This window comes from Phenylobacterium sp. (genome assembly GCF_036963605.1).
Taxonomy (GTDB): domain Bacteria; phylum Pseudomonadota; class Alphaproteobacteria; order Caulobacterales; family Caulobacteraceae; genus Phenylobacterium.
The window spans coordinates 23,637-39,334 of sequence record NZ_JBALUY010000002.1 but is presented as its reverse complement, the minus strand read 5'-3'; the positions used below and the strand labels follow the sequence as shown (position 1 = coordinate 39,334).

Genomic DNA, 15,698 nt, shown 5'->3' with positions numbered 1-15,698 from the left:
GCTTGAGGGACGACAGGGGAAGACGCACTATGAAGACGATACTGGCGACGGTGGCGGCGATCGCCACCCTGGGCGTGGCCGCGGGCGTGGCCCTGGCCCAACCCCATGGCGGCGGCGCAGGGCGTCAGCCTTCGGCCATCCTATTCGATCAACCGAATTTCCAGGGACGTCAGACGACCATCTATGGGCTGGCCACCAACCTGCCGCGGGATTGGAACGACAAGGCGCTCAGCGCCCGCTTCCAGGGGCGCTGGCGCATCTGCGAGGATTCTGACTTTCGCGGCCGGTGCCAGGATGTGAACGGCGACGTTCCGGATCTGAACCGCCTGGGCATGGCCGAGCGGATCACGTCGCTGCAGGGCTATGCGGGCGGCGGCGGCGGCCACAGGCCCCCAAGCGGCGGCAATTCCTGGCGGCCCGGCGGTTCTTGGAGCGGGCCGGGCCAGTACCGGCCCTATGAGGGCACGCGCAGCGTGTTCTTCCCGTATCCGACGATGGAAGGCTACGACATCGCGGCTGGGTCCTCTTCGGCCAACGCCTTCTGCCGGTCCCAGGGGCTGGGCTCTTCGGCCTATTACGACTCCAGCCAGCGGGCCCAGCAGGCCATCGATGGCGAGGGGCGCTATACGGGGCCTTCCAGCGTCCTGCGCGACCTGGTCTGCCGCCGCTACTGAGGGCTGATGAGCCACGGGCGTCACATGAACGAAACTTCATGTGACGCCCTGTTGCCCGTCGGTCGAGCTTCGCCGATAACCCCGTTCGCAGACTCGTATCGGTGACGGGAGAGATCCGATGCAAACCTTGACCGAACTTGTCGCCGCGGTGGTCGTGCATTCCTCGGCCGTGGCCTATTCGCACTTCGGGGTGACCATCGAACCCCACCAGCCCGAGCGCCCCGTGGCCGCCGCCCGCAAGGTGGCGCGCTCGACGCCGACCCGTTCTGTGAACACCCCGATCTCCACCCCCTTGGGGATTCCGTTGAAGGCTGGGCCTGTCGCCGCACGGGCGACGGAGGAGCCCTGCCATCACGGCGCGAGCGCCATCAGCGCCGCGTAGGGCCGCCCACAAGGCCGGAAATATGCCGGCGACGGCGCAAATTGGCCGCATGGCGCTTTGCGTGCGGGCCGATCAAAGATAATCCTTGGGACTTGGGGCGCGCGGGCCAGCTGACGAGCGCCCGACGCGCGCGGGGCGTGTTGGCCGCCAGTAACGGGCCGCAGATGAAGATCAAGAACCGGCGTCATCAACCGCTGGATTTCCAAAGCCTCACCGAGCCGGATCCGGCAGAGCGCCCGGAGTCCGACGCCCCTGAGGCTGGCCCCGACCACGACCTCGATCTCACCGCCGCGCCCGAAGAGACCGACTCCGAGGCGGGCCATGGCGGGCCTGAAGCTCCAGCCTATCAGGACGCGCCGGTTTCGAGCGCTCAGTCCTTCGGCGCCCAGGCCTATGACGGCTCAACCCCCGAGGCTGGGGGCGGTGCGGCCGACGCGGAGCTGTTCGAGCCTGCGGCGCCCGGACCACGGGACGCCTCCACCGAAGAACCTTTCCGCCTGGCCGAGGCGGCGCCGGGCGGCGACCTGACCAGATCCGGCGCCCGCAGTCCCGCCCGCGCCGACGGCGGCGCCCTGACGGCCCCCCGGAGCCCTGAAGCCAGTTCGGGCGAGATGCCGCCCGCCTGGCCGATCTATGCCGGGGCCGCGGCGATCTCCGCGCTCTGGTCGCTGGCGCCGATCGCCTATGCCTGGGGCTATCGCGGGGATGTGGTGCCCTTCCAGAACGACGTCTTCGCCCTGGCGGTCTTCGCCCTGCTGGCCCTGGCGCCGGCGGTGCTGGTCTGGGTCGTGGCCTATGCCCTTCGCCAGGGTCAGAAGCTGGCCCTCGAGGCCCGCCGCACCCAGCGCCTGGCTGACGAGCTGGTCTCCCCGGCCATGGTCGCGGCCGGTCGGGCCGGCGAGGTGGTGCAGAATGTGCGCGAGGAAATCGTCCGCGCCGGCGAAGCCGCCCATGACGCCCGCGAGACGCTTTCAGCCCTGCGCGCGGCCCTGGCGGCGGAGACCGAGCAGCTGGTCAATGCGGCCCAGGCCTCGGCCCGCACGGCGGAAAACCTGACGCGAGCCCTGTCCCATGAGCGTTCGGAAATGACCACCCTGGCCGGCCGGCTCGATGCGCAGTCCACCGCCGTCATGGACGCCATCACCAGCCAGGCGCGCATGGTCGCCGAGGCGTCCGACCTGGCCGAGACCCAGCTGCGTGAAGCCGAAGCCTCGCTGGCCGCCCGGGCCGCCGACCTGGCCGCCGCGGCGGGGGAGACCAGCGATGTCGCCCGCATCGTCGGCGAAGACCTGACCCGTCACATCGCCCGCCTGGAAAGCGCCGGCGCTGGGGTCGCCGATCAGGTGGGCGCGGCCGAGGTGGGCCTCTCGGAGCAGCGCGCGGCCCTGGTGGCCGTGGCCCACGGCCTGCGCGCCGATCAGGAATCCTTCGCCGCCGAGGCCGAAACCCACACCGCCAAGCTGGCCGAATATCTGTCGGAGGCCCGGCTGTCGGCCGTGGAGATGGGCGATCGGGCCATCAAGGGCGCCCAGATGCTGCGCGAACTGGTGGCCCAGGCGGCCGATCAGTTCGGCGATCTGGCCGACGCCGCCCAGGGCGAGCGCGACGCCTTTGGCGAAAGCATCCGCCAGTCCTGGAAGAGCCTCTCGGAGACGGCCTCGGGGGAGCGGGCGCAGCTTGAGGCCCAGACCCGCCAGGCGATCGCGGCCCTGTCGGACGCCGCCGAGGAAACCCGCCTGGCCGCCGCTCGTCACGCCGAGGCCGCCCGCCAGCAGGTCGACCAGCTGTCCGAGGCCGCCTTCGCCGCCGGCCAGAAGGCCGATCAGGTGTTCGAGGGCCGGCTGGAAGAGGCGCGCTCTCTGATCGAGCAGTCTGCGAGCCTGGTGGAAGAGGCCGGCGCCCAGACGGCGCGCAAGCTGGAGGCCGGCGCGGCCGCCGCCCGCCAGACCCTGAACGAACTGCAGGCCCTGATGGCCGATCTCGACGCCCGGGCCGCCGACATCCCGGCCAGCGCCCGACGCCAGGCGCAGGATGTCCGCGAGGCGGTGGGCGAGAGCATCGAGGATCTGATGGATCAGGCCCGCCGGACCGCCGAGGAAACCCAGGCCATCGACGCGGCCTTCCAGGAGCGGGTCAGCCGCAACTACGAAATGCTGAGCGAAGCCGTGCGCCTCATGGGCTCGGTGGCCAGCAGCGCCAGCGCCGGCCTGAACTCGGGTCTGGGATCGGGGTTGGGGTCTGGACTGCCGCCGGTGCGCGAGCGCCGCCCGCCGGCCCGCGAGGCCCGTCCGCGGCCGCCCGCCGTCGAAGCCCCGTCCGGCCGGATCGAAGACCCGCTTGAGCTCAACGAGCCGGCGCCGCGGACCTCGCGCGGTTCTGAGCGCGAGCCTCGCCGCCAGACCGCCGAGGAGGCGGGCCTGCGGCCCCGCCTGCGCCTGACGCCGACGGCGACGGACGAGGAGTTCTCCAGCCTGTTCGAGTCGGCCGGCGGACCGCCCGCGCCCCAGGCCGAAGGCGACGATGGGGATGGCCTGACCTGGAAGGACCTGCTGGCGGCGATCGACGAGCCGCCGCCGAGGCCCTCGGACGAGCGCCGCGAGGCTCAGTTGCTGGCCGACATCGTCGATATGGGCATCGACCCATCGGCCCTGCTGCCGCGCACCCGGATCGAGGAGATCGGCGCTGCGGTCCAGACTGGCGACGCCGAGGGCGCTCGCCAAGTGGTCCGACGCCTGGCGCCTGCGGCCACGCGGCGCCTGACCCGACGCCTGTTCACCGACGACGCCCTCAAGGGCGAGGCCAGCGACTATGTGCGCCGCTATCGCGGCATGTTGGATGAGGCGGTGGCCCGCGACCACGAAGGCTTCATGGTCGCCACCCTGCTGGCCTCCGACGCCGGCCGGGTCTTCCTGCTACTCGACGCCGCCGCCGGCGATATGATGTGAGGCCTCGGCGCAGTCAGGCCTTGTCCTGACCGGCGGCGCGGGCGCGAACCTGGGCGAGATAGGCCCGCGACAGGGTGACCAGTTCGTCCTCGAAGATTTGATCGTGGAAGAAATCGACCCCTTCCAGCACCGCCGAGCGCAGGGCGCCGTGGATGGCGCGGGTGAGCACGAAGGCGTTGATGGGCTCGATCGTCTCGTGGGTCTGGTTCAGGATCTGCGTAAAGGCGTCGAGCCGGCGCGCGAGGGCCTCGGCGGGCGTCATTTCGAACCAGACACCCATGGCGATGCGCCGGGCGCGGGTGCGGCCCTTGAAGGCGCCGATGAAGGCGCGGACCAGGGCGCGGTCGGGCGCCAGGCCTGAGCCGTTCGCCTGGAGCAGGCGCTGCATCTCCTCCCCATGCAGAGCGCTTTCTCGTTCCGCCAGGGCGTGCATCAGGGCGCGCTTGTTGGGGAAGTAGCGATAGATCGCGCCGATGCTCACCCCGGCGCGCTCGGCCACGGCGTTGGTGGTGAAGCCTTCAAGCCCGTCACGCTCCAAAAGCTGAGCCGTCGCCTCCAGGATGACGGCCACGGTCTCGGCGGCGCGCTTCTGGCGGGGCGTTTTCCGTGTGTCGTCCGTCACTTGGGGATTTGCTCTGTCATGGAAGTCCGGCCGCGTGAACGCGAGTAGGGGGCCAGCCGCGGTCTGGCTAGCCTAGCGGTGTTCCACCTGGAAAGGGCGCTGAATGACATGGGCCATCGAACGACTTGAGGCGATCCGTTCGGGCGAAGGGGACCTGCCGCCGATCGTCGAACAGCTTCGACTCGGTCGGCTGGACGCCTGGGGGGAGGGGTGGGTGCGCAAGACCTGGAGCCCGCATCCCAGCCTGGACACCGCCGACGGCGCGCTGTTCGGAGGCTATATCGCCGCCCTGGCCGATCAGGCCCTGGCCTTTGCGACCATGACGGTGATCCCTGGCGACCGGCAGTATCGCACGACGCAGCTCCAGGTGAGCTTCATGAGGATCGGCCGCAATGCGCCGGTCGAAATCCACGCCCGTGTTATCGCCGCCACCCGCCAGATGATTACCGTCCGGGCGAGCTTCACGCAGGCCCAGGACCGTCTGATCGCCGAGGCCAGCGCACAGCAGATCGTGCTGGCCGGCGCCTAGATCACCACCGCCGAGCCGTTGACGGCCACCATCAGCATCTGACCGTTGGGGCCGATGGCGTGATAGTCGAGGTCGACGCCGAGCACGGCGTTCGCGCCCATGGCCTCGGCCTCCTTGGCCAGGGCGGCCAGGGCGTCCTCGCGGGCGCGGGCCAGCACCCGCTCATAGCCCTTGGACCTGCCGCCGAAGAAGTCGCGGATCGCCGCCATCAGATCGAGCACCACATTGGCGCCCAGGATCGCCTGGGCCGAGACCATGCCCATATGCTGGCGCGCCGGGCGGCCTTCGATGAAGTCGGTGGTGACGATGAGAATGTCTTGAGCGCGCGCCATGATCTCACTTTCTAGGGCCTGAGGGCGCCTGTTGCGATGTGGAATCGCGCAGCGGGCGAGCCGTAGTCGAACATGGGTCTATGATTGGGTGAAAAGCCGGTCCATGTCTTCAAGGCAGCGCTTGTTTGGTCCAGACTGGCGCCGCTTGCCGGAGGCGCGCGCATGTTCTTCGCCCGATCGCACATCGATCTGCACAATGTCCGCGCCAGCATCGAGCGCACCAAACGGCTCTCGGACAACGTCATCAAGATCGGTCCGGTGGGGGTGGGTCTGGATGGCCTGCTCACCTGGATTCCGTGGGCCGGCGGGCTCTACAGCTTCGGGGCGGGGGTCGTGCTGCTGGGCGATGGGGTGCGCGGGCGCTGTGCGCCCATGGTGTTGCTGGAGGCGACCATGGTGCTGCTCGCCGACCTGGCCATTGGCATCGCGCCCGTGCCGGGCGGCCTGGGCAAGCTGGCCGATATGCTGTTCTCAGGCCACAAGTGGGCGGCGGACCTGATGCTGAAGCACATGGAAGAGACCATCTATTTCGAGGGCGCCCGCAAGGATGTGGTCAACACGCCCGAGTACCGGGAGATCCTGGCCCGCATCAAGGATGGCAAGGAACGGCGCCGCGTGGTCTTTCTGGGCTAGAGGCGAACCCAGGCTTTCGTTCTGCGGGGCGGAGCTTTCCGCCAACCTTCAGCGTTAGGAACCCATGGCCACGACCCAGGAGAAAGCCCACCACGCCTGGCGGGCGGCAGAGCGTATCAAGCGGCTCTCCGACCAGTTGGTGGGGGTTGGCCCCTTCGGGCTTGGCCTCGACGGCATCCTCGCCTGGGTGCCGGTGGCCGGTACGGTCTATAGCGTCGGCGCCGGCGCGATGCTGGTGGCGGCTGGATTCCGTGGCGGCGTATCGTTCATGACCCTGGGCAAGATGCTGACCTATCTGGCGGTCGACTCCGCATCATCGACAGTGCCCGTGGTCGGCTGGACTGTGGACACCCTGTTCCCGGGCCATCTGATGGCGGCCAAGGCGCTGCAGAAGGATATCGAGGCCCGCCACGGCCCCTCGGCCCTGCCCGAGAGCTGGGACCGCAAGCGCAAGGCGCGAGCCGGTCGTCGAGGCGTAAAGATCTGACATCAAGTCTGATCGGCGGCTTTGCGGCAGGTCATCGACAGGGGCGACGTGTGGGATGATCATGGCGGTCCCATCGGCCAGCAGACCCCCATGACCGACGCCGCCAAGGCTTCGAATCTCTATGTGCCTAAGCTCGCCACCCTGTTGCGGGCGGGCTATGGGCTGGGCGACCTGCGGGCCGACGCCGTGGCCGGCCTGACCGTGGCCATCGTCGCCCTGCCGCTGTCCATGGCCATCGCCATCGCCTCGGGCGTAGGGCCGGAGCGGGGGCTCTATACGGCCATCATTGGCGGCTTCCTGGTCTCGATGCTGGGGGGCAGCCGGTTCCAGATCGGCGGGCCGGCCGGGGCGTTCATCGTCCTGGTGGCCAGCACCGTTCATCTGCACGGGATCGAGGGGCTGGTCCTGGCGACCTTCCTGTCGGGGCTGATGCTGGCGGCCGGCGGGCTGCTGCGCCTGGGGGGCCTGATCCGGCTGATCCCGCCGGCGGTGACGGTGGGCTTCACCGCCGGCATCGCCGTGATCATCCTGGCCAGCCAGATGCACGACCTGCTGGGATTGACCCTGGCTCGCGGCGAGCCGGCGCAGTTCGGACCCAAGGTGGCGGCCCTGGTCCAGGCCCTGCCGAGCCTCAACCCGCCGGCGGCCGTGGTGGCCATCGCCGTGATCGGGATCATCCTGGCGGTGCGGCGCTGGCGGCCGGCCTGGCCCGCCCTGCTGATCGCCGTCGGCCTGGCGGCAGTGGCCGCCGCCGTCCTTGGCCTGCCGCTGGAGACCATCGGCTCGAAGTTCGGCGGCCTGCCCAACGGCCTGCCCCTGCCGCACCTGCCGGACCTGTCTCCGGCCAAGGTCCTGGCCGTGCTGCCGGCGGCGGCCGCCTTCACCCTGCTGGGCGCCATCGAGAGCCTGCTGTCGGCGGTGGTGGCCGATGGGATGAGCGGGCGGCGTCACCGCTCCAACATGGAGCTGGTGGCCCAGGGGGTCGCCAACTCCGGCGCAGCCCTGTTCGGCGGCATGCCGGTGACGGGGACGATCGCGCGGACCGCCACCAATGTCCGCGCCGGCGCCCGCACGCCGGTTTCGGGCATGTTGCACAGCCTCTACCTGCTGGCCTTCATGCTGATCGCCGCGCCGCTGGCGGCCTACATCCCGCTGGCCGCCCTGGCGGGCCTGCTGGTGGTGGTGGCCTGGAACATGGTCGAGAAGGCCGAGATCGCCCATCTGGTGCGGGAGAACCGCGGAGGCGCAGCCGTGATGGCGGTGACGCTCGCCCTGACGCTTGCCCACGACCTGATCGCCGGCATCGCCGCCGGCTGCGCCCTGGCCGTGGGATTGGCACGTGTTCGACGGCAGCGTTAGCCTAAGAATGGGATATTCGGAGAAATTATCCCCTTTTTGGGATACTATTAGGGGTTATCCCTGTATAGGGTGACAACATGATCGCGCTCGTCGAACCCCTACTGGAGACGCTACCGCGGGCCACCCACGCGGTGGTGATGGGCGACCTCGTGTCGAGCGAGGATACGGCGTCCGTCGAAACCTTGCATGCGAGCTTCAACGCCGCGGTCCAAAGCGCCAACGACGCCCATCGGCGGGAGATCGTCTCGCCCCTGACCATCACCCTGGGGGATGAGTTCCAGGGACTTTGCGCCACCATGGAAGGCGGCCTGCGGGTGGTGCGCGACCTGCGGGCGCAGCTTCTCATCGCTGGGCTTGGCTGCCGGTTCGTGGTGGGCGCGGTGCGGGTGGAGACGCCGGTGAACAGGTCAAGGGCATGGAACATGATGGGACCCGGGCTGGCCGGCAGCCGTCAGCGGCTAGCGGACAAGCGCGACGCCAACGCCTATCGCTTCGAACTGCGGGGCGAGCCGGAGCTCCAGGCCCTGATGGAAGCGGCGGGAGCGGGGCTGACTGAGATCGAGGTCGGCTGGACCGCCCGTCAGCGGGAGGTGGTGCTGGCCTTGAGGGCGGAGGCCGCCGCCCCGCTGGCTGAGCGGCTGGGGATGTCGGTGCAGACCCTCTACAAGATCCGGCGCGCCGGACAGTTCGACCTCTATGAACGCCAATGGGCGGCGCTTGAGGCCATGGCCGGCAGGCTCGACCGGGCGCTGGGCCTCACATGAGCGCAGCCATTCTCCATAGTCTCGGCGCGTCGCTGGTCGCACTCTTGCTGCTGACCTGGGGCGGCAACCTGGCTTGCAAGCTTCTCCTGCGGTGGAGCGGCCTGAGCGCCGCTCGGATCGCCGCCGACGCGGACCCGCCGCCTGCGAAGGAGCCCAGGGTCGGGCGGGTGATCGGCGATCTGGAGCGCCTGACCATCGCCGTGGGGCTCCTGCTGGGGTCTTGGGAGGTCCTGGTGGCCGTGGTCGCCCTGAAAAGCGTGGCGCGGTTCAAGGACCTGGAGGAGAAGCTGAACGCCGAGTATTTCCTCGTCGGCTCGCTGTTTAGCGTCCTCTGGGCGGTGGCCGTGACCTTCGCCTGGCGCGCCTATGACGCCCGCTGGGGGCTGGATCTCGCCGCCGGCCTGCCGGGGCTTTGACCGGTCAGGTGCGAACCGGGTCCAGCTGGGCGTAGCCGAGTTCCTCGTTGAGGCGGTCCAGGACCTCGATGGCGCATTCGGGCACCACCGTGCCGGGCGGGAAGATGGCGGCGACGCCCATGTCGGTCAGGGCGGCGAAGTCCTCCGGCGGGATGACGCCGCCGACCACCACCAGGATATCGGGGCGGCCCAGGCGGGCGAGTTCGGCTTTGAGTTCGGGCACCAGGGTCAGGTGGCCGGCGGCCAGCGAGCTTGCGCCCACCACGTGGACTTGTCGTTCCACCGCCAGGGCCGCGGCCTCGGCCGGAGTCTGGAAGAGGTCGCCGATCTCCACCTCGAAGCCGAGGTCGGCGAAGCCCGAAGCGATCACCTTCTGGCCGCGGTCGTGGCCGTCCTGGCCCATCTTGGCGATCAGCACCCGGGGCTTGCGGCCGTCGGCGGAGGCGAAGGCGCCGACCATGGCCTTGGCCTTCAGGGCCGCAGGGGTCTCGCCGGCCTCGCGCAGATAGACGCCCTTGACCGCATCGGCCTTGGCCTTGTGGCGGTCGAACACCTTTTCCAGGGCGTAGCTGATCTCGCCCACCGTGGCCTTGGCGCGGGCGGCGTCGACCGACAGGGCCAGCAGGTTGCCGGTCCCGGCCGCGCCGGCGGTGAGAGCATCGAGGGCGGCCTGGACGGCGGCGGGGTCGCGGTCGGCCTTCAGGCGCGCGAGCTTTTCGAGCTGGCGCTGTCGGACGGCGGAGTTGTCGACCTTGAGCACCGGGATCTCGTCCAGATCGGCCGAGCGGTAGCGGTTGACGCCGACCACGCTCTGGCGGCCGGAATCGATGCGGGCCTGGGTCCGGGCGCTGGCTTCCTCGATGCGGCGCTTGGGGAGGCCGTCCTCGATGGCCTTGGCCATGCCGCCCAGGGCCTCGACCTCGGCGATGTGGGTGCGGGCGCGGGCGGCGAGGTCGGCGGTCAGGCGCTCCACGTAATAGGAGCCGCCCCAGGGGTCGATGACCCGGGTCTGGCCGCTTTCGAGCTGAAGGAAGAGCTGGGTGTTGCGCGCGATGCGGGCGGAGAAATCCGTCGGCAGGGCAAGGGCTTCGTCGAGGGAGTTGGTGTGCAGGCTCTGGGTCTGGCCGCCGGTGGCGGCCATGGCCTCGACGCAGGTGCGGGCGACATTGTTGTAGACGTCCTGGGCCGCCAGGCTCCAGCCGCTGGTCTGGGTGTGGGCCCGCAGGGAGAGGGAGCGGGCGTCCTTGGGGGCGAACTCGGCCTGCATGAGCTCGGCCCAGAGCAGGCGGCCGGCCCGCTGCTTGGCGATCTCCATGAAGGCGTTCATGCCCGCATTCCAGAAGAAGGACAGGCGCGGGGCGAACTTGTCGACGCTCATGCCTGCCGCCACGCCGGCGCGGACATATTCGATGCCGTCAGCCAGGGTATAGGCCAGCTCCAGGTCCAGCGTCGCGCCTGCTTCCTGGATGTGATAGCCGGAAATGGAGATCGAGTTGAACCTCGGCATTTCCGTGGAAGTATATGAAAAGATGTCTGAAATGATCCGCATCGAAGGCGCGGGCGGATAGATGTAGGTGTTCCGGACCAGGAACTCCTTGAGGATGTCGTTCTGAATGGTGCCCGACAGCTTGGCCGGCGGCACGCCCTGTTCCTCGGCCGCCACGATATAGAGCGCCAGGATCGGCAGGACCGCGCCGTTCATGGTCATGGACACGCTCATCTCGCCCAGCGGAATGCCGTCGAACAGGGTGCGCATGTCGAGGATGGAGTCGATGGCGACGCCCGCCATGCCCACATCGCCGGCCACCCGCGGATGGTCGGAGTCGTAGCCCCGGTGGGTGGCCAGGTCGAAGGCCACCGAGAGACCCTTCTGACCGGCCGCCAGGTTGCGACGGTAGAAGGCGTTGGAATCCTCGGCCGTGGAGAAGCCCGCATACTGGCGGATGGTCCACGGATTGGTGGCGTACATGGTCGGATAGGGGCCGCGCAGGAAGGGCGCGAGGCCAGGATACCCGTCCAGGCCGCTCAGACCTTCGATGTCGGTCGGTCCGTAAGAGGCCGCCACGGCGACGCCCTCGGGGGTGGTCCAGGGCTCGGCCTTGAGGGCGGCCGGGGCGAGCCGCTCGGCGTCGAAGGGAACCTCGGTATAGTCGGGGAAGGCGCTCATCGGGCGGCCTCGGTCTCGAAGGGTTCGGAGAGGCGCAGCGGCGCGAGCGGCGGGCATCGGCCGTCGGGGCCGGGGAGGCGGGGCGAGGGCGCCTCGACGCTGCGGGCGGGCGGGGTGTCGATCTCGACAGGCTCGTCCTTGGCCGGCGGGAAGGCGGTGACGCCGACAATGGCCGGCTGGCCGAGGTCGGCGCGGGCGGCGCGGGTGGTCTCCACCTCGGCGGCGATGTGGCCAGCGGTCAGGGCCGAAACGACGCCGCCCATCCCCTCGGTGACCTGAAAGGCCGACCAGGCGGCGCGGGCGAGCTGGTCGGTCAGGGCCTCCACATAGCCCGAGCCGGCGGCCGGATCGGCGACGCGGCCGATATGGGCCTCCTCCATCAGGACCAGCTGGGTGTTGCGGCTCTGGCGACGGGCCAGGGCTGAGGGCAGGCCGATGGCGTCGGTGAAGGCGCCAAGCACGACGGCGTCCGCCCCGCCGACCGCGGCCCCGAAGCCGGCCGAGGTCAGGCGCAGCATGTTCGTCCAGGGATCGCGGCGGGTGAGCATGCGCCGGGAGGACCGGGCCTCGATCCGCGCCGGAACGTCCAGCCCACAGGCGCCGACGAGCCGGGCCCAGACCAGCCGGGCGGCGCGCAGCTTGGCGATGGTCAGGAAGTAGTCGGCCTCGGCGGCGAGGCCCAGGGTGATGCGTGCGAAGGCCTGTTCCAGGCTCATGCCGGCCCGGACCATGGCCTTGGCGTAGGCGAGCGCACTGGCCGCAGCGAATGCGATCTCACAAGCCTCGCCGCCGCCGGCCTCGTGGACCACGGCGCCGGAGGCCAGAAAGAGCTGCGCCTGGGGATAGGTCTGGGCGTGGCGGGCGGCGGCGCCAGCCGCGGCGAAGATGTGGGCCTCGATGGGGCCGGGGCTTTCGCCTGCGGCGGCGAAAGCGCTGAGCGGATCGAGATGGAACAGGAGCTGGGCGGCCGGGGCGGCCTTGGCGGCGCTGCTCAGCCAGTCCGACGCGATGGTCCCCAGAAAGCCTGAGTCCAGGGCGACCGGCGCCAGCTCGAGAATGACGCCGTCGAGGACCTGGGCAATGTCGTCTGCCGAGCCAACGGCGCAGCCGGCCTGGCCCTCAGGATCGAGGGCGACCAGCACCGAGGCCGCGCCGCCCTCGAGGTCGGCCAGGATGTCGGCATTGGCCCGGGCCGGGTCCGGATGGCGGGTCGCGCCGCGCAGGTCCCAGGGGCGGTCGGGATCGAAGGGCCGGGTTGGCACGGGCTGGGCGTCCATCGGCCCGTAGAGCGGGGCGATGGTCAGGCCTTCGGCCGTGGTGGTGGTCAGACTCTCTGGGGGCTTGTCGCCCAAGGTCTTGAGGACGAGGGCGCGCCAGTCTTCGGCGCTGGCCGGCGGAAATTCCACGGCGGGGGGAGCGATCTGGACCATCGTCCCTGTGATGAGCCGCGGGCGCGGGGAGCGTCAAGGGCGCCGCCACGGCGCCTGGACGCGGATTTTCGAGGCCGTGGGGTCTGGTCATGGGAACATGCGAGGCTTCTTGCGCCGGAGCGGGGTTTCCGCTTACATCGTAAATCAGAACGTCCGCCGACAAAGGAAACGCCCATGGCCCTGCCGCCCATCCTCCGTGACCGCCTGCGCCTGCCGGCCATCGCCTCGCCCCTGTTCATCATCTCGAACCCGGAGCTGGTGATCGCCCAGTGCAAGGCCGGCATCGTCGGCTCTTTCCCGGCGCTGAACGCTCGGCCGGCGAGCCAGCTGGACGAGTGGCTGGCTCAGATCACTGAGGAGTTGGCCGACTGGGACGCCAAGAACCCCGACCTGCCGTCGGCGCCCTTCGCCGTGAACCAGATCGTGCACAAGACCAACGACCGGCTGGAGCACGACGTGGAGATGGCGGCCAAGTACAAGGTTCCGATCATCATCACCTCGCTGGGCGCGCGGGAGGATGTGAACCAGGCGGTGCACGCCTATGGCGGCATCGTCATGCACGACATCATCAATGATCGCTTCGCCCGCAAGGCGGTGGAAAAGGGCGCCGACGGCCTGATCCCGGTGGCGGCCGGGGCCGGCGGCCATGCCGGAGCTCTGTCGCCGTTTGCGCTGATCCAGGAACTGCGGACCTGGTTCGACGGGCCGATCGCCCTGTCGGGCGCCATCGCCAATGGCGCGGCCATTCTGGGCGCCCAGGCCATGGGGGCGGACCTGGCCTATATCGGCTCGGCCTTCATCGCGACGAAGGAGGCCAACGCCGCCCAGGGCTACAAGGACATGATCGTCGAGAGCCGCGGCGAGGACATCGTCTATTCGAACCTCTTCACCGGGGTGCACGGCAACTATCTGCGGCCCTCGATCCTGGCCGCAGGCCTCGACCCCGACAACCTGCCTGAGGCCGATCCGTCGAAGATGAACTTCGGCTCGGGCGGCAACACCAAGGCCAAGGCCTGGAAGGACATCTGGGGCTGCGGCCAGGGCATCGGCGCGGTGGAGGAGATCCTGGGCGCCGGCGAACTGGTGGCCAAGCTCGCCGCGGAATACGAGGCGGCCAAGGCGTCCCTGGCCGAGAAGACCTCGTTCACCGCCGGCCGGGTGCTGATGGCGGCTGAGTAGAACGCAGACCCCCCCTTTTCGTCATGCTCGCCCTTGTGGCGAGCATCCCTGTCGAGGGCAGGCGCGAGCGTCGCGAGGGATTCCCGGCACAAGGCCGGGAATGACGAAGGGGAGGGGCAGCGCTCAGGCCAGAAGCTCGCTGGGAACGCCGAGCTCCGGTCCGGCCCGGGCCAGGCGGTGGTCCAGGGTCTGGACAACGGCGCCGGCGTCGGACGCTGTGGCCAGATGAAGGGCGTCGCCGGCGCGGAGGCCGAGCTGGTGCTGGTCCACGAACCGCGCGGCCGTCTGGAACTGTGCGCTTGTTACGGGCAGCAGGATGAAGCTTTCGGCGACCAGTTGGCGGAACAGAGCTAGAGACGCTGCGCGCTGATTCAGGTCGATCTGGCCCGTCCGCAGCTTGATCGACAGGGCTGAGGAGACTTCGGTCACCGTCCAGTCGCTGATCAGCAGGTCACCGGGGCTCTGGTCTGTGAGCCAGGCCTGCGCCCGCGCCGTCGCGGGCTCATTGGACAGCGCCGCGATGATCACCGAGGTGTCGACATAGGCGCTCAATAGCGCTCGCCATCGCGCATGCCGCGGATGAGGTCGGCGGCGTCCTGGGTGGGAGGGGGCGTGGCTAGGGTCAGAGCCTGGAGTGCGGCCAGACTGATCGCCTTCCGCGGACGATCTGTGGTTGTCAGGCGGGCGACACGCTTGCCGCGGCGGGTGATCTCGATGGACTCTCCGCTTTCCACCCGATCCACCAATTCGCTGAGATGGGCTTTTGCGTCGGCGAGGCTCACGGCGCTCATTGTTAGCTCCTGACTATCTAGGTGGTCATATAGCGTGTCGAGGCGATATTCGCCAGCCCGTCGACTTCCAGATCGTCGGTCATGCTCGCCCTTGTGGCGAGCATCCCTGTCGAGGGCGAGCGCGAGCGTCGCGAGGAATTCCCGGCACAGGGCCGGAAATGACGAGGGGGAGGGGCCGCTGACTCAGCTGCCCGTCGAGGTGTAGCGGGCGATGCCGGCGCGCCAGGCGAGGAAGGATGCGGTCAGGAAAACGAAGCCCATGGCTGGCGCGAGCGGTAGCCACCAGCCCGGCGCGCCGAGGGGGTCGGGCTGGTCGAGCAAGGCCAGCACGGGATAGTAGGCGACACAGCCTATGGGCACGATGAAGATCAACAGGTTCCGGAACCAGCCCGCATAAAGGCTGAGCGGAAATTGGCCGGCCTGGACGCCGCCATAGGTCAGGACGTTGAACACCTCCAGGCTTTCGGTGGTCCAGAAGGCGAAGCTGGCCTGCAGGACCATGAGACCCGCAAAGAGGGCGACGCCGCCGGCGATGGTCCAGGCGAGCAGGACCGCCTTCTCGGGCGTCCACTGGAGATCGACCACCGCGGCGCCGACGAAGAGGACCAGCAGGGCCTGGGCCAGCCGGCCGAAGCGGCTGAGGCGGAATTCGTAGCCGATCAGCTGAAGCGTGGGCGAGCGTGGCCGCAACAGCACCCGGTCGAAGGCGCCGGTTTTGACGAAGGCCGATCCGAAGATGTCGAATCCCCGGGTGAAGAAGTCGGTGATGGCGAAGCTCGCCGAGATCACCCCATAGAAGACGGCGATATCGCCGAGCCCCCAGCCCTGCACCTGGCCGAAGCGGTCGAACAGGGCCCAGACCGCCAGCATGTCGATGATGGTGACCAGGAAGGCGCCGATCCCCAGCATGATGGCCGAGGCCGGGTACTGCATCTGGGCGCGCATGGAGGCGGCGTAGTAGCGGCTGAGCAGGGCGAGGCTGTTCATC

The 15,698-nt window shown here is 69.5% G+C and carries 17 protein-coding genes; 10 read left to right on the top strand and 7 right to left on the bottom strand.

The genetic code is table 11. From position 1 onward, the window contains the following. Window positions 1–29: 29 nt before the first annotated feature. The 3 genes from V7702_RS00960 to V7702_RS00950 all read left to right on the top strand — a co-directional run bounded on the left by V7702_RS00960 (window position 30) and on the right by V7702_RS00950 (window position 4,001). A complete protein-coding gene (locus V7702_RS00960; protein WP_335648272.1) occupies window positions 30–674 on the top strand; it encodes a beta/gamma crystallin-related protein in 645 nt (214 codons plus the stop codon). A 118-nt stretch (window positions 675–792) separates the two neighbouring features. Continuing rightward, window positions 793–1,056, top strand: a complete 264-nt coding sequence (locus tag V7702_RS00955) for a hypothetical protein (protein ID WP_335648271.1) — start codon at window positions 793–795, stop codon at window positions 1,054–1,056. A 164-nt stretch (window positions 1,057–1,220) separates the two neighbouring features. After that, window positions 1,221–4,001, top strand: coding sequence for a polar localization protein TipN (locus tag V7702_RS00950; protein WP_335648270.1), 2,781 nt, complete (start codon window positions 1,221–1,223; stop codon window positions 3,999–4,001). 13 nt (window positions 4,002–4,014) lie between these two features. Here V7702_RS00950 and V7702_RS00945 read toward each other — a convergent pair whose 3' ends face one another. Next, entirely contained in the window at window positions 4,015–4,623 is a 609-nt protein-coding gene (locus V7702_RS00945; RefSeq protein WP_335648269.1) for a TetR/AcrR family transcriptional regulator, read from the bottom strand. Between the two features lie 103 nt (window positions 4,624–4,726). Here V7702_RS00945 and V7702_RS00940 point away from each other — a divergent pair, with 103 nt between their 5' ends. Beyond that, entirely contained in the window at window positions 4,727–5,152 is a 426-nt protein-coding gene (locus V7702_RS00940) for a PaaI family thioesterase (RefSeq protein WP_335648268.1), read from the top strand. Here V7702_RS00940 and V7702_RS00935 read toward each other — a convergent pair. Further along, complete coding sequence (locus V7702_RS00935; protein WP_442958377.1) at window positions 5,149–5,484, bottom strand: heavy metal-binding domain-containing protein; 336 nt, start codon at window positions 5,482–5,484, stop codon at window positions 5,149–5,151. The two genes, V7702_RS00940 and V7702_RS00935, sit on opposite strands and share 4 nt — an antisense overlap. A 162-nt stretch (window positions 5,485–5,646) precedes the next feature. On the opposite strand from V7702_RS00935, the gene V7702_RS00930 reads away from it, so the two are divergent. The 5 genes from V7702_RS00930 to V7702_RS00910 all read left to right on the top strand — a co-directional run bounded on the left by V7702_RS00930 (window position 5,647) and on the right by V7702_RS00910 (window position 9,143). Then, on the top strand, window positions 5,647–6,117 hold the full coding sequence (locus tag V7702_RS00930) for a DUF4112 domain-containing protein (protein WP_335648267.1): 471 nt from the start codon (window positions 5,647–5,649) through the stop codon (window positions 6,115–6,117). A gap of 64 nt (window positions 6,118–6,181) precedes the next feature. After that, entirely contained in the window at window positions 6,182–6,604 is a 423-nt protein-coding gene (locus V7702_RS00925) for a DUF4112 domain-containing protein (protein ID WP_335648266.1), read from the top strand. A gap of 90 nt (window positions 6,605–6,694) precedes the next feature. Next, a complete protein-coding gene (locus V7702_RS00920; protein WP_335648265.1) occupies window positions 6,695–7,963 on the top strand; it encodes a SulP family inorganic anion transporter in 1,269 nt (422 codons plus the stop codon). 77 nt (window positions 7,964–8,040) lie between these two features. Further along, window positions 8,041–8,727 carry a SatD family protein gene (locus V7702_RS00915; protein WP_335648264.1) on the top strand — a complete coding sequence of 229 codons (687 nt, stop codon included), beginning with the start codon at window positions 8,041–8,043 and terminating at the stop codon, window positions 8,725–8,727. Continuing rightward, a complete protein-coding gene (locus V7702_RS00910) occupies window positions 8,724–9,143 on the top strand; it encodes a hypothetical protein (RefSeq protein WP_335648263.1) in 420 nt (139 codons plus the stop codon). Before V7702_RS00915 ends, V7702_RS00910 begins: the two co-directional genes overlap by 4 nt. 4 nt (window positions 9,144–9,147) lie before the next feature. On the opposite strand, the gene scpA is transcribed toward V7702_RS00910, so the two are convergent. Both scpA and V7702_RS00900 read right to left on the bottom strand, forming a co-directional pair. Further along, window positions 9,148–11,310, bottom strand: a complete 2,163-nt coding sequence (gene scpA / locus V7702_RS00905; protein ID WP_335648262.1) for a methylmalonyl-CoA mutase — start codon at window positions 11,308–11,310, stop codon at window positions 9,148–9,150. Continuing rightward, window positions 11,307–12,740, bottom strand: a complete 1,434-nt coding sequence (locus tag V7702_RS00900) for a methylmalonyl-CoA mutase family protein (protein ID WP_335648261.1) — start codon at window positions 12,738–12,740, stop codon at window positions 11,307–11,309. Before V7702_RS00900 ends, scpA begins: the two co-directional genes overlap by 4 nt. Before the next feature lie 174 nt (window positions 12,741–12,914). On the opposite strand from V7702_RS00900, the gene V7702_RS00895 reads away from it, so the two are divergent. Continuing rightward, window positions 12,915–13,919, top strand: coding sequence for an NAD(P)H-dependent flavin oxidoreductase (locus V7702_RS00895; protein ID WP_335648260.1), 1,005 nt, complete (start codon window positions 12,915–12,917; stop codon window positions 13,917–13,919). A 123-nt stretch (window positions 13,920–14,042) separates the two neighbouring features. Here the strand turns inward: V7702_RS00895 and V7702_RS00890 are convergent, their stop codons facing one another. The 3 genes from V7702_RS00890 to V7702_RS00880 all read right to left on the bottom strand — a co-directional run bounded on the left by V7702_RS00890 (window position 14,043) and on the right by V7702_RS00880 (window position 15,697). Then, the gene (locus tag V7702_RS00890) at window positions 14,043–14,471 is read right to left on the bottom strand and encodes a type II toxin-antitoxin system VapC family toxin (protein WP_335648259.1); all 429 of its coding nucleotides are present in this window, start codon (window positions 14,469–14,471) and stop codon (window positions 14,043–14,045) included. After that, window positions 14,468–14,710, bottom strand: coding sequence for a type II toxin-antitoxin system Phd/YefM family antitoxin (locus V7702_RS00885; RefSeq protein WP_335648258.1), 243 nt, complete (start codon window positions 14,708–14,710; stop codon window positions 14,468–14,470). The genes V7702_RS00890 and V7702_RS00885 overlap by 4 nt, the downstream gene beginning before the upstream one ends. 183 nt (window positions 14,711–14,893) lie before the next feature. Next, window positions 14,894–15,697, bottom strand: a complete 804-nt coding sequence (locus V7702_RS00880; protein ID WP_335648257.1) for an ABC transporter permease — start codon at window positions 15,695–15,697, stop codon at window positions 14,894–14,896. Between the last annotated feature and the right edge of the window lies 1 nt (window position 15,698).

Excerpts from the sequence above, each read along its gene's own strand:
- V7702_RS00885 (WP_335648258.1), bottom strand. The coding sequence starts at position 14,710 with ATGAGCGCCGTGAGCCTCGCCGACGCAAAAGCCCATCTCAGCGAATTG.
- V7702_RS00920 (WP_335648265.1), top strand. The coding sequence starts at position 6,695 with ATGACCGACGCCGCCAAGGCTTCGAATCTCTATGTGCCTAAGCTCGCC.
- V7702_RS00960 (WP_335648272.1), top strand. The coding sequence starts at position 30 with ATGAAGACGATACTGGCGACGGTGGCGGCGATCGCCACCCTGGGCGTG.
- V7702_RS00900 (WP_335648261.1), bottom strand. The coding sequence starts at position 12,740 with ATGGTCCAGATCGCTCCCCCCGCCGTGGAATTTCCGCCGGCCAGCGCC.
- V7702_RS00910 (WP_335648263.1), top strand. The coding sequence starts at position 8,724 with ATGAGCGCAGCCATTCTCCATAGTCTCGGCGCGTCGCTGGTCGCACTC.
- V7702_RS00880 (WP_335648257.1), bottom strand. The coding sequence starts at position 15,697 with ATGAACAGCCTCGCCCTGCTCAGCCGCTACTACGCCGCCTCCATGCGC.
- V7702_RS00955 (WP_335648271.1), top strand. The coding sequence starts at position 793 with ATGCAAACCTTGACCGAACTTGTCGCCGCGGTGGTCGTGCATTCCTCG.
- V7702_RS00935 (WP_442958377.1), bottom strand. The coding sequence starts at position 5,484 with ATGGCGCGCGCTCAAGACATTCTCATCGTCACCACCGACTTCATCGAA.
- V7702_RS00925 (WP_335648266.1), top strand. The coding sequence starts at position 6,182 with ATGGCCACGACCCAGGAGAAAGCCCACCACGCCTGGCGGGCGGCAGAG.
- V7702_RS00915 (WP_335648264.1), top strand. The coding sequence starts at position 8,041 with ATGATCGCGCTCGTCGAACCCCTACTGGAGACGCTACCGCGGGCCACC.
- V7702_RS00940 (WP_335648268.1), top strand. The coding sequence starts at position 4,727 with ATGACATGGGCCATCGAACGACTTGAGGCGATCCGTTCGGGCGAAGGG.
- V7702_RS00950 (WP_335648270.1), top strand. The coding sequence starts at position 1,221 with ATGAAGATCAAGAACCGGCGTCATCAACCGCTGGATTTCCAAAGCCTC.
- V7702_RS00895 (WP_335648260.1), top strand. The coding sequence starts at position 12,915 with ATGGCCCTGCCGCCCATCCTCCGTGACCGCCTGCGCCTGCCGGCCATC.
- V7702_RS00930 (WP_335648267.1), top strand. The coding sequence starts at position 5,647 with ATGTTCTTCGCCCGATCGCACATCGATCTGCACAATGTCCGCGCCAGC.
- scpA (WP_335648262.1), bottom strand. The coding sequence starts at position 11,310 with ATGAGCGCCTTCCCCGACTATACCGAGGTTCCCTTCGACGCCGAGCGG.